7 protein-coding genes are annotated in these 11,816 nt (G+C 55.5%); 3 read left to right on the top strand and 4 right to left on the bottom strand.

Features of this window, described 5'->3' with window-relative positions; translation table 11 throughout:
* Nucleotides 1-11 precede the first annotated feature (11 nt).
* Nucleotides 12-1,988 carry a lytic transglycosylase domain-containing protein gene (locus J4G78_RS17280; protein WP_207987733.1) on the top strand — a complete coding sequence of 659 codons (1,977 nt, stop codon included), beginning with the start codon at nt 12-14 and terminating at the stop codon, nt 1,986-1,988.
* Nucleotides 1,989-2,008: 20 nt separating this feature from the next.
* Here J4G78_RS17280 and J4G78_RS17275 read toward each other — a convergent pair whose 3' ends face one another.
* Entirely contained in the window at nt 2,009-3,430 is a 1,422-nt protein-coding gene (locus J4G78_RS17275) for a DcaP family trimeric outer membrane transporter (RefSeq protein ID WP_207987732.1), read from the bottom strand.
* A 150-nt stretch (nt 3,431-3,580) separates the two neighbouring features.
* On the opposite strand from J4G78_RS17275, the gene acs reads away from it, so the two are divergent.
* Together acs and J4G78_RS17265 are read left to right on the top strand one after the other, a co-directional pair.
* A complete protein-coding gene (gene acs, locus J4G78_RS17270; protein ID WP_207987731.1) occupies nt 3,581-5,554 on the top strand; it encodes an acetate--CoA ligase in 1,974 nt (657 codons plus the stop codon).
* 3 nt (nt 5,555-5,557) lie between these two features.
* Complete coding sequence (locus J4G78_RS17265) at nt 5,558-6,196, top strand: response regulator transcription factor (protein WP_243457145.1); 639 nt, start codon at nt 5,558-5,560, stop codon at nt 6,194-6,196.
* Nucleotides 6,197-6,198: 2 nt separating this feature from the next.
* On the opposite strand, the gene J4G78_RS17260 is transcribed toward J4G78_RS17265, so the two are convergent.
* The 3 genes from J4G78_RS17260 to J4G78_RS17250 all read right to left on the bottom strand — a co-directional run bounded on the left by J4G78_RS17260 (nt 6,199) and on the right by J4G78_RS17250 (nt 11,749).
* A complete protein-coding gene (locus tag J4G78_RS17260; RefSeq protein WP_207987730.1) occupies nt 6,199-9,555 on the bottom strand; it encodes a hybrid sensor histidine kinase/response regulator in 3,357 nt (1,118 codons plus the stop codon).
* A gap of 92 nt (nt 9,556-9,647) precedes the next feature.
* Nucleotides 9,648-11,423, bottom strand: coding sequence for a sodium:solute symporter family protein (locus tag J4G78_RS17255; RefSeq protein ID WP_207987729.1), 1,776 nt, complete (start codon nt 11,421-11,423; stop codon nt 9,648-9,650).
* Nucleotides 11,424-11,434: 11 nt separating this feature from the next.
* On the bottom strand, nt 11,435-11,749 hold the full coding sequence (locus J4G78_RS17250) for a DUF4212 domain-containing protein (RefSeq protein ID WP_207987728.1): 315 nt from the start codon (nt 11,747-11,749) through the stop codon (nt 11,435-11,437).
* Between the last annotated feature and the right edge of the window lie 67 nt (nt 11,750-11,816).

Raw genomic sequence — 11,816 nt, 5'->3', positions numbered from 1 at the left:
CTACCCCCAAAATGTCCAGTATGGTATCAAGAATTATTCTCGCAAGCCTGCTTTTAACCCCGGTGACCTGTATGGCCGCCGAACAAAGTGGTGGGGCGACACTCTCCGATCCGACCCGCGGAAATGCGGTGCTCGGCTTGCAACGCTGGCGCGTCCTAACCCAATCTGACAATTATTCATTCGACGACTATGCCGGGTTTCTCGTCACTTATCCTGGCTGGCCTGAAGACACGCGGATGCGCCGCAATGCGGAACAAGCGATTAACATCAACAGCTTTTCCGCCAATCGTGTCATTGCCTTTTTTGACAAGTTTCCACCCCTCACGAACGCTGGCTCAGCAAAATATGCGGTGGCTTTGCAATCCAGAGGCGAGACCCTGAATGCAAATGCCATGGCCAAGCAAGCGTGGCGTGGCGGTACATTGACGAGCGAGGATGAAGCCGCCTTGCTTAGCAAGTTTAGCTCCGCATTGACGGTTGACGATCACGATGCGCGAATGGATGCGCTGCTGTGGGCCCGGGCAACCCGTGATGCTGCGAGACAGCTTGGCTTTACCTCGTCTGGGCGTCGGGCCGTATTTGAAGCGCGACTCGCTCAGTTGACTGAAGCACCGGATGCCAACGCAAAAGCCAGTGCAGTAAATAGTCTGGCGCAATATGATGCTGGCTATATCGCCGACCGCGCCCGCTATCTGCGCAACAAAGGACAGAGCTATAACGCCCGTCAGTTAATGGCGAACCGACCAGTGTTGCGCCAGCGGCCAACCAGCGATTCTCAAATCGCCACTTGGTATGAAGCCAATCTAATCAATGCCAAGGCCGCCTTTAACGACCGCCAATGGACTGTCGCATATAATATCGCATCAAAAGTCGATGATGCCTATGCCGGACCGACCGACATTGCCGGCGAAAGTAGCCGTATTCGGGATAAATATTCCGATCTGACATGGCTCGCTGGTAATGCAGCGCTGTGGGGTCAACGCAATCCAGCCAAAGCGGTAGCAATGTTTGATCGCTATGCACGTTCTTATAACAGCCCTAATATTCGCTCGAAAGGCTATTATTGGGCAGGCCGTGCTGCTGCCGAAGCGGGGCAAAATGCCGAAGCAACCTCCTATTTTGAGAAAGCAGCGGCCTTCCCCGCTTATTTCTATGGACAGTTGGCGCATGAGCGGCTTGGCCGCGCTCTGCCTGCCTTTAACCGCAGACCGGCAGTGGAAATCACCGATCAGGATCGGCGAGCCTATGATCAAGATCCTATGGTTATAGCGGTCAAAGCCTCCGCACGGACAGGCCCATGGAGAGAACAAATCCGTTTCTATCGGGCCCTATCCTATAATGCCCAAACCGACAAAGACTATGCCCTGATCAGCGATTTATCCGCTCGTATTGGTCAGCGCGACCTTGGCGTAATATCCGGCATTAGCGCACAAGGACAAAAGCAGACAGCCACTGACTCGACATTATTTCCGACGTTGAAAGTACCAAATGGTTATGAAAATAACTGGACGAGCATCCATGCAATAACGCGACAGGAAAGCCAGTTCGCTGAGGGCGCGATCAGCCATGCGGGGGCGCGCGGCTTGATGCAGCTTATGCCCGGCACAGCGCGCGAGCAATCGGGCAAGGCCGGATTGCGCTACAACCTGTCATCCCTGACCGGCGATCCACAATATAATATCCGCCTCGGCAGCGGATATTTTCAACGCATGTTGCGCTATTATGGCGGCTCGCGACCGCTGGCAGTGGCAGCCTATAATGCTGGCCCTGGCAATGTGAACAAATGGCTACGGCGCAATGGTGATCCGCGGCAAGGCGGCATTGACTGGCTCAAATGGATCGAGGACATCCCGATTTCCGAAACGCGTAACTATGTCAAACGCGTGCTCGAAAATGCGGTAGTATATGACACACTGAACCCGCGTGGGCCGGAACTAAAAAGCGACACGCCGCTCACGCGCTACATCGGGAAAAATTACAAAGGGTGATTTAAGTGCTGCCAAAAACGCTAAAATTTATATTTGGCTGACATCTGGACTTTCTGCAAATTGCCCGAGGTGCCATCTTCTATCTGGCGTTTGGCGAACATATATTCGATGCCGATATCGAGTGGTGCAACCGGTGAGTAGACCAGATTACCAAATATGTTCCAGCTTTGATCGGTGACCAGACCAGTGGTCAGTAAAACCGGATTATCCGCTTTGAAATAAGAGCCGGAGATGGTGGAGCGCCATTTCTCACTCCAGAAGTGGCGATAGGCGGCAAAGCCGGAATAGGTTGCAATCGGCGTTAGCGAGCCGTCTGCGCGCACCGCGGCGTCATTGACTATGTTAAGCCCGATATAGCGCCCGAGCCCCTCGCCTGCTGTCGCCATGAATTTGAAATCATCACGCTCACCGACATTCAGTTTGCCCGACAGGCTGATGCCATATCCGAAACTGCTGTCATCAATGAGGCCGAAATCATCCTCATTAACCCGAAGTATGCGGCCAATCGCGGCCGCAGTCAGATGGCCAAAATCGCCCTGGTGATTGTAGCGCACGACAATATCCGGCAGGCTGTCATCACCCGCAACAATCCGGGCACCTGCCGGCGTTGTGATCGTGGTTTCCGGTTGTTCGAGAGCGATCTGGAAGCCCCCTTTGGTATAGCGGATCATCGGTTGCCGGTCGAAAACAGTGCCGGGTGTAGGTCCAATGAAGTCCATCGCTTCGGGCAAGGCGGCAACGTCCTGAAAAGTTGACCAGGTCTGCCCGAACAGCCAATTGTCAAAGGTTATATAGGCCTGCCGGACACGTGGCGCGAAGCTGTTGGATATCCGTTCATCTCCGCCACTGGTCACCATGAAATCTAGCTCAATATGCGATCCGATCTTGTGATCATCTCCGACATCAGTCTCTGTCTTCAGGAAAAACCGGGTCTGCCGTGCGCTAAAATCAGTATCAAAGCCTGAGGCTTCACCGCCTACCGGAATCGCCCCGGGGATCAGGAAATCTCTTGCTATGCTGCCTGATGGCACCTGACCGCCACTGGTCCGTTCGGTAATCACGTCCAGCTTCACATAGCCGCCATAGGTCACCCGAGTCTTGCCGACATTGAAGCCGTCGGCGGCGTCGGTTTGCTCAGTGATTTTCTGGGTGACGGCCGCTTGTTCGGCAACTTTCTGTTCCACCCTGGCGGTGCGTTCGGCTAGCCTGCGGCTTGCCTGAAGCGTCCGCTGGGCCTCGCGCGCGACTTCGGCATCGCCGGATGCGGTTGCTCCCTGATTGGCTTCTTTGGCATCCAACCGTTCGATCAAGCCGTTTACTAACGCCTCCAGTCGATCCAGCCGCGCATCGACATCGCTATTTTGCGCCCATGCAGGAGAAGCTCCGAGTATCGTAGCAGACAGTAATATCCCTTTGAGCAAATTGTTTCTAGCATAGGCCATGAACCATCCTCTCTGTTATTTTTGCAGAGAATGTCAGGCGGCGGCTCATAAGAAAATTAGCCAATGGTCTATACGACCAATGTCGCATTCAACAGGCATGGCTAGTTCGAATATAACAGCACGGATAATCGAATAGGTGCGAGGACAATGATGTCGGACAGTTTAGAAAAAACAACAGATGAGCCAGAAGTCCCGGAGACCATTGCCTCGCCACAGCAAGGGGCAGATACCCACGCTTCTTCATCAGATTATGCCGCTCTTTACGCTGTCAGCCTTTCTGATCCGGACGGTTTTTGGTCTCGGCAGGCGGAGCGTTTGGATTGGACGCAGGTGCCGGGTACCATCGCCAACTGGTCTTATGATCCTGTGGCGATTAAGTGGTTTGAGGACGGTGTGCTTAATATTTGTCACAATGCGGTTGATAGGCATGTGGCGGCGGGCCGGGGGGATGTGACGGCTTTGATCTTTGAGCCGGATGATCCGGGCGCGGCGGGCCGTACGCTCACCTATGGCGAGCTACAGGCCGAAGTGATCCGTATGGCGGGCGCGCTGAAGAAGCTGGGCGCGGGCAAGGGCGACCGGGTCACCATCTATATGCCGATGATTGTGGAAGGCGCAGTGGCGATGCTGGCGTGCGCGCGCATTGGCGCGATCCACTCGGTGGTGTTTGGCGGCTTTTCTCCAGAAGCGCTGGCCGGACGGATTGAAGATTGCGAGAGCAAGTTTGTGGTGTGCGCGGATGGCGGTCTGCGCGGCGGCAAGGGCGTGCCGTTGAAGGCCAATGTCGATGCCGCGCTCGCAAAAGACGGGGCGGATGTCGATGCGGTGCTGGTCGTGAACCACACAGACAGTGATATCGCGATGACCGAGGGCCGCGATCACTGGTATCACGAGGTGGCCGCCGATGTACCATCAGACTGCCCGTGCGAGCCCATGGGCGCAGAAGACCCTCTGTTCATCCTCTACACGTCAGGCTCGACCGGCAAGCCCAAGGGCGTGCTCCATACCACTGGCGGCTATGCGGTATGGGTGGCCACCACTTTCCACTATGTCTTTGACTATAAGCCGGGCGAGGTCTTCTGGTGCAGCGCCGATATCGGCTGGGTCACCGGGCATAGCTATATTGTTTACGGTCCTCTTATTAACGGCGCGACCGAAGTCATGTTCGAAGGCGTACCTAACTATCCCGACCACGGCCGGTTCTGGCAAGTGGTTGCCAAGCACAAGGTCAACATCTTCTATACCGCTCCCACCGCGATCCGCGCGCTGATGCGGGAGGGCGATGAACCGGTCAAAGCGCATGACCGCTCTTCCCTTCGCTTGCTCGGCACGGTCGGCGAGCCGATTAACCCGGAGGCCTGGCGCTGGTATTATGATGTGGTGGGTGATGCCCAGTCCCCGATCATCGATACCTGGTGGCAGACAGAGACCGGCGGTATCATGATCACCACCTTGCCCGGTGCCCACGGGATGAAGCCGGGCAGCGCCGGCAAACCGTTTTTTGGTATCCAGCCGCAGCTGGTCGACAATGACGGTGCTGTGCTGGATGGCGCAACCGACGGCAACCTGTGCATTACCGCAAGCTGGCCGGGTCAGGCGCGCAGCGTCTACGGCGATCATGAGCGCTTCATCCAGACCTATTTCTCCACCTACAAGGGCAAATATTTTACCGGCGATGGCTGCCGAAGAGACAGTGACGGCTATTACTGGATTACCGGCCGGGTCGATGATGTGATCAATGTCTCTGGCCACCGCATGGGCACCGCCGAGGTGGAAAGCGCGCTGGTCTCCCACCCCAAGGTCGCAGAGGCCGCGGTGGTGGGTTATCCGCATGACATCAAGGGTCAGGGCATCTACTGCTATGTCACGCTCAATGCCGGTGAAGAGGCAGATGATGCGTTCACCGCAGAACTCAAAAACCATGTCCGCACAGAGATCGGCCCCATCGCCACCCCCGACCATCTCCACTTCACCCCGGCACTGCCCAAAACCAGATCCGGCAAAATCATGCGCCGCATCCTGCGCAAAATAGCCGAAAATGACTTCGCAACACTCGGCGATACCTCTACCCTTGCAGATCCAAACGTCGTCGATACACTGGTACAAGGAAGAATGAATAGGTAGATTATGGCCCGCATCATCATCGCTGACGACCATCCCTTGTTTCGCGGCGCGCTCTGTCAGGCGGTGCTGAAACTGTGGCCGAAGGCTGAACTGGTGGAAGCGGAAACCGTGGCCGCGGCCCGTGAGGCGGCAAGCACCAAACCAGCGGACCTGCTCTTGCTCGATCTGCATATGGAAGATAGCGATGGCTTGACCCCGCTATTGGATTTCCGACACGATTTTCCTGCGCTCCCGGTGGTCGTGGTGTCGGCCAGTGAAGAAAGCCGCGTTGTCCGTGCATGCCAGAGCCTAGGGGCGTCCGGCTTTATTCCCAAATCTGTCGATCTGGATGTGATGCGTGAAGCCCTCGCCCATATCCGCGATGGCGATGTCTGGTTTGATGCGGACGTTATCCAGAATGAAGACGATACGATATTGTTCGAGAAGCTGGCTAGCCTCACACCGGCGCAAAGGCGGATTTTGAATCTGGTCAGCGAAGGCATGCTGAACAAGCAAATCGCCTATCAGATGGAGATAAGCGAGGCGACGGTGAAAGCGCATATCACCGCCATTTTCCGCAAGCTGGATGTGGTCAACCGGACACAGGCTGTGCTCGTCGCCAAACAGCTGGACGTGGAATTGCCAGAAGTAAAATCAGTTTGAGTTCAGGCTTTTCGCAGCAACTGGCTGACAAGCGCTCTCAGCGCCGCCGGTGAGGCTGGTTTAATCAAACGCTCCACCGCCAATATCTCCGCCGCCTCCCTGGTGCGGTCGGTATCTTCTGCTGTCACCAATATGCCGGCAGGGCGCTGTTGCCACTTATCAATCAGCATTTCGAACAACCGGTCACCGGTCCAGCCATCGTCCAGTTGATAGTCAAAAATCACGAGATCAGGCGGGGCGGCAAAAGCCTCACAAGCATCCTCTGGCCCCAAGGCGGTTTTGATCTCACAGCCCCAGCGTTCGAGCAACGCCGCCAGCGCATCGAGCGCGGCCTGATCATTATCAACATAGAGCACGGTCTTGCCAGTCAGCTCGGAGACGTTCGATTTACGGCTATTGGCAGACTTACCGGGACTGGTTTGAGCTGCCACTTTATTGATATATAGAGAAAATATACTGCCTTTGCCCGGTACGGATTCTACCGCGATAGCGGTATTGAGCAAAGCGGCGATTCGCTGAGAGATGGAAAGCCCAAGGCCTGCACCTTCTCTCTTGATATGGGACCCGACTTGCTGAAATTCTTCAAAAATCTTTTCATGCTGCGCCTTTGCAATGCCCACACCTGTGTCTGTCACACGGATATCAACCCTATCGGAATTTCCTATGACCCCAAGACAAACAGAGCCGCTTTCAGTATAGCGCACAGCATTGGACACAAGATTCTGGAGAATACTGAGCAGCAGATTGCGATCCGTTTCCACCCAAAGATCGGTGGCTTCCACATGCAGTTTCAGGCCCTTTTCCTTTGCCGCCCGGTTAAATTCCGACCGCAGATCATCGAACAGCGGCCCAAGCGGAAATCTTGATATTTTCGGCTGCAGACCACCGCCATCCAGCCTGGATATATCAAGCAAAGCGCGCAACAACCGGTCCGCCATCTCGATAGAACGATCAATATCATGCGCCAGTTTCTTGGCTCTGGGTTGCTGTGTGCCGATCTCTTCATCCAGCGCTGATGTGAATAATCTGGCCGCGTTTAAAGGCTGCACAAGGTCATGGCTGGCCGCGGCCAGAAAGCGCGTTTTGGATCGGGTTGCTTTTTCGAGCGCGCTATTGGCATCAGTCAGCTGTTTGGTGCGCTCCTCGACCTTGGCCTCCAGCGCCTGTTCTGATCGCCTGTCTGCGGTGATATCGGTGTAGCTTGTGACATAACCGCCTGTTGATGTTGGATTGCCCAGGATCCGCAATATCCGGCCGTCGGCCTGTTCGCGCTCCTGACCATGTTTGCGGCCCGCACGCATGTGATCGAGACGCTTGGCGACTTCCACCGTCACCTGGTCTTCATCAACACCGTTGCGGCGCACATTATAGCCGATCAGGTCAGCAATCGGCCTGCCAATGGTCACCAGATCGTCCGGCAATGCAAACATGTCGACATAGCGGCTGTTCCAGGCAACTAGCCGCATGTCATTGTCCACCACCGCAACACCCTGATCAATATTCTCTATCGCTGTCTGCAGCAATTCGCCGCTGAACTGCAAGCGCTGAGAGGTTTCATCAAACATCGCAACCACCTGTTCCAGCGGTATCGGATCACCTTCCATGGTCGACCCGATAATCGCTCTCGCGGAAGAAGCGCCAAGCACGCCGGACAGCTGTCGCTCGACCATTTCAATCAGGCCATTATCGGCTGGATCCAGATCGGAATAGGTGCGGCCCGTCTGCTGCCCCAGATGCTGCATGGCGGTGCGGCTGCGTTCATCGCCGACAAACTGACGGAGCAGCAATCTATAATCCGCCACGCGCATTTTTTCGGGCGGGCGGCTGCCATCTGCGGCCCGATATTCCATCGTGACGAAAGCCGCTGACTGGGCTTTGTCTATGATATTTGTCTGGCTGTTGAGTGAAAACAGGATGTAAGCGGCGATGTTGAGGGCCAGACTGATAATGACCGCTGACACCAGCTGGTCTTCGGCAATCTGGATGACCGGACTGGCATCGAGATAAGTCGGGATAATCAGCAACGCAAGCCACGCGGCAAAACCCAGTATCAGCCCGGCAATCATCCCGATCCGGTTGCCCTGTTTCCAAAACAGCCCGCCAATCAATCCGGGCGCGAACTGCGAAACGGCGGCGAAAGAAACAGTACCCAGTCCGGCCAGTGTCGAAGCGCTGCTAATCGTGCGATAATAGAGATAGGCGAAAAACAGCAGCCCGATAATGGTCAGTCGGCGGATCCACAGCAAAGACTGGCCAAGCGCCGCATGATTGGTCTTGCGGCGATAGAAAAGCGGAACAATCAGGTCATTGGTAATCATGCCTGATAGCGCGACGGTTGTCACAATCACCATGCCGGTCGCAGCTGAAAAGCCGCCAATAAACACAAATATCGCGAGCCAGTCTGCCCCGGTGCTGAGTGGCAGTGCCAGCATCAACATATCGGGGCTTGTCTGATCGCCGGACAGTAGCGACGTCCCCGCCAGGGTGATCGGGAACACCACCAGGGCAATCAGGACAAGATAGGCGGGAAAAACATAGCGCATCAACCGATCCGGCTTGTCTTTCTGGGCCTCGACGATGGTCATGTGAAACTGGCGCGGCAAACACAGGGCTGCACAAGCAGAAATCAGCGTCAGCACAAGGAAGCGGCTATCAAACTGGTCCGTGTGAAAAATATCATTGAAACCGCTTGTCACATTGCTCTGTATGGCACCATTCCCGGTGAAGAGAAGAAGCGCGAAGATAGCGACCGCAAGCAAGGCCAGCATCTTTACAATCGCTTCGGCTGCGATGGTCAAAACCATCCCGCGATTATGCTGCGTGAGATCGATCTGCCGCGCGCCGAATAATATGGAGAATGAAGCCATGATAGCGGCGACGCCCAGAACGACGTCGTCCGGTTTCACCGCTGCACCGATATCCGGCGACAACGCGAACAGAGTCTGGCCGACAGATTTTAATTGCAGCGCCACATAGGGCAAAAGGCCTACCGTGGCGATGATCGTCACCAGCGCGGCCACTGCGCCGCTTTTTCCGTAGCGCGTGGAGAGAAAGTCCGCGATTGATGTGCTGTGCTGAGATTTACCGAGCAGCAACGTCCGAGCGACAATGCCATAGCCGAGCGTGAACAACAAAATCGGGCCAAGATAGATGGGCAGAAAATACCAGCCGCTGGATATCGCGGTCCCTACAGCTCCATAAAATGTCCAGCTGGTGCAATAGACCGCCAGGGACAGTCCGTAGATCCAGGATTGCGCACGCGGCCCCGGCGAAATACGTCCGCTATCGCCCCTTAACGCCAGCCAGAACAGGCCGACGGAATAGAGCACCGTAACGGCCAGCGCGATCCACAAGATCATATTTCTCTCCTGCGCCGCTTAAAGCAAATAAAAAGGGCGACGCCAAGCGCCGCCCTTTTCGTCTCGCCAAGGGAGAAGATCACTGGGGATCATTAATGCGTCGCCGCATCTCCGGCCCCGCGTGGTACCCGGATCGAGTCGATCAGCTTGCGGACTTCCACGGGCGGTGAATCGGTCATCTTCGACACGGCAATTGCTATGGCGAAGTTGATGATCATGCCAACAACGCCAATGCCCTCCGGCGAGATGCCGAATAGCCAGTTGGCCGCGACATTGGCGTCCGGTGCGACCAGCTTAAAGTAAGCGATATAGCTGAAGGTAAATACCAATCCGCTCACCATGCCGGCAATCGCGCCCTCCTTGTTCATCGACTTAGAGAAGATGCCCATGAAGATGGCGGGGAACAAAGATGCCGCTGCCAGACCGAAGGCAAAGGCGACCACCTGCGCAACCCATCCCGGAGGATAAATACCGAGATAGCCCGCCACGACAATCGCCGCAGTCGCCGCGATACGCGCCGCCAACAATTCACCTTTCTCGGTAATTTGCGGACGGAAGGTACTCTTCAGCAAGTCATGGCTGATCGATGACGAGATCACCAGCAGCAGACCCGCCGCCGTGGACAGCGCCGCTGCCAGACCGCCAGCCGCAACCAGCGCAATCACCCAGCCGGGCAGATTGGCAATTTCCGGATTGGCGAGCACCATTATGTCGCGGTCAACATAGACCTCGTTAGTGCTTTCCTCATTGGGAGGATTAGTCACCATCCGCTGTCCAGCGGTACCGGTGGTGTCGGCATAGGAAGGACTACCCTTGAAGGCATCCCCGCTGCTCAATTGCATAACGCCATCGTCATTCTTGTCATAAAAAGCGATCAGGTCATTATTTTCCCAGTTTTTGAACCAGGCCGGCGCCTTGGCATATTCTGTCTGGTCAACCGTTTCGATAAAGTTGATCCGGGCAAATGCACCAACCGCAGGAGCCGTGGTGTAAAGCAAGGCGATGAAGATCAACGCCCAGCCTGCCGACTTGCGGGCATCCGAAGCCTTGGGCACGGTGAAGAAGCGCACGATCACATGCGGCAATCCTGCCGTACCGACCATCAGCGCTGCGGTAATACAGAACACATCGATCATCGATTTAGACCCGTCCGTATAGGCGCCAAAGCCCATATCCTGCAGCACCAGATCCAGTTTCTGCAGCACATATAAGCCCGACCCATCATTGACCGTGGACCCTAGACCCAGTTGCGGGATCGGGTTGCCGGTAACCAGAAAGCTGATGAAGAAGGCGGGTACCATATAAGCGAAGATCAGCACGCAATATTGTGCGACCTGCGTATAGGTAATGCCTTTCATCCCGCCGAGCACGGCATAGAAGAAAACAATTGCCATACCGATAATCACACCCATGGTGATCGGAACGTCGAGGAAGCGAGAAAAGACAATGCCCACTCCGCGCATCTGCCCGGCAATATAGGTGAAGCTGATAAAAATCAGACAAATCACCGCCACCACACGTGCGGCTTTGGAATAGTAACGCGTGCCGATAAAGTCCGGCACCGTAAACTGCCCGAATTTGCGCAAATAGGGCGCCAGCAATAGCGCTAGCAGCACATAGCCGCCGGTCCAGCCCATCAGATAGACCGAGCCATCATAGCCGGAAAAGGCGATGATACCCGCCATCGAGATAAAGCTTGCCGCCGACATCCAGTCGGCCGCCGTTGCCATGCCGTTGACGACCGGATTGACCCCGCCGCCCGCGACATAAAATTCCTTGGTCGATCCGGCCCGTGACCATATCGCGATGCCGATATAGAGCGAGAAGGAAATACCGACGAAAATATAGATGAGTGTTTGCGTATCCATGTCAGCCTCCCTCAGTCATCAAGATCATATTTGCGTTCGATCTTCTTCATCTTCCACGTGTAATAGAAAATGAGCAGAACGAAGACGTAGATGGAGCCCTGTTGGGCGAACCAGAAGCCGAGCGGGTAGCCGCCCAGCGAAAACTGATCGAGGAAATCGCGGAACAATATGCCTGCGCCAAAGGATACCACAAACCAGACCGCCATCAACGTCCACAGCAGCCGGATGTTCTCCGACCAATAGGCCTTTTCATTTGCATTGGTTTCCGTGCCCGTGTCCGTTTGGCCGTCATTCGGCTCCGGCACTGATGGATCATTGTCAGTCATGGCATCCTCCCCTTTCTTGTTTCACATCATGACCGGTTTCCGGCCATTCTCAAGAAAGCTAGTGGAG

Source organism: Parasphingorhabdus cellanae (genome assembly GCF_017498565.1).
Taxonomy (GTDB): Bacteria; Pseudomonadota; Alphaproteobacteria; order Sphingomonadales; family Sphingomonadaceae; genus Parasphingorhabdus; species Parasphingorhabdus cellanae.
The sequence above is the reverse complement of the archived record's forward strand: the minus strand, read 5'-3'. Positions and strand labels throughout refer to the sequence as shown.

What these genes read in the sequence shown, in the direction of transcription:
- J4G78_RS17265 (WP_243457145.1), top strand. Translation starts at nt 5,558, where the DNA reads ATGGCCCGCATCATCATCGCTGACGACCATCCCTTGTTTCGCGGCGCG.
- J4G78_RS17250 (WP_207987728.1), bottom strand. Translation starts at nt 11,749, where the DNA reads ATGACTGACAATGATCCATCAGTGCCGGAGCCGAATGACGGCCAAACG.
- J4G78_RS17255 (WP_207987729.1), bottom strand. Translation starts at nt 11,423, where the DNA reads ATGGATACGCAAACACTCATCTATATTTTCGTCGGTATTTCCTTCTCG.
- acs (WP_207987731.1), top strand. Translation starts at nt 3,581, where the DNA reads ATGTCGGACAGTTTAGAAAAAACAACAGATGAGCCAGAAGTCCCGGAG.
- J4G78_RS17280 (WP_207987733.1), top strand. Translation starts at nt 12, where the DNA reads ATGTCCAGTATGGTATCAAGAATTATTCTCGCAAGCCTGCTTTTAACC.
- J4G78_RS17260 (WP_207987730.1), bottom strand. Translation starts at nt 9,555, where the DNA reads ATGATCTTGTGGATCGCGCTGGCCGTTACGGTGCTCTATTCCGTCGGC.
- J4G78_RS17275 (WP_207987732.1), bottom strand. Translation starts at nt 3,430, where the DNA reads ATGGCCTATGCTAGAAACAATTTGCTCAAAGGGATATTACTGTCTGCT.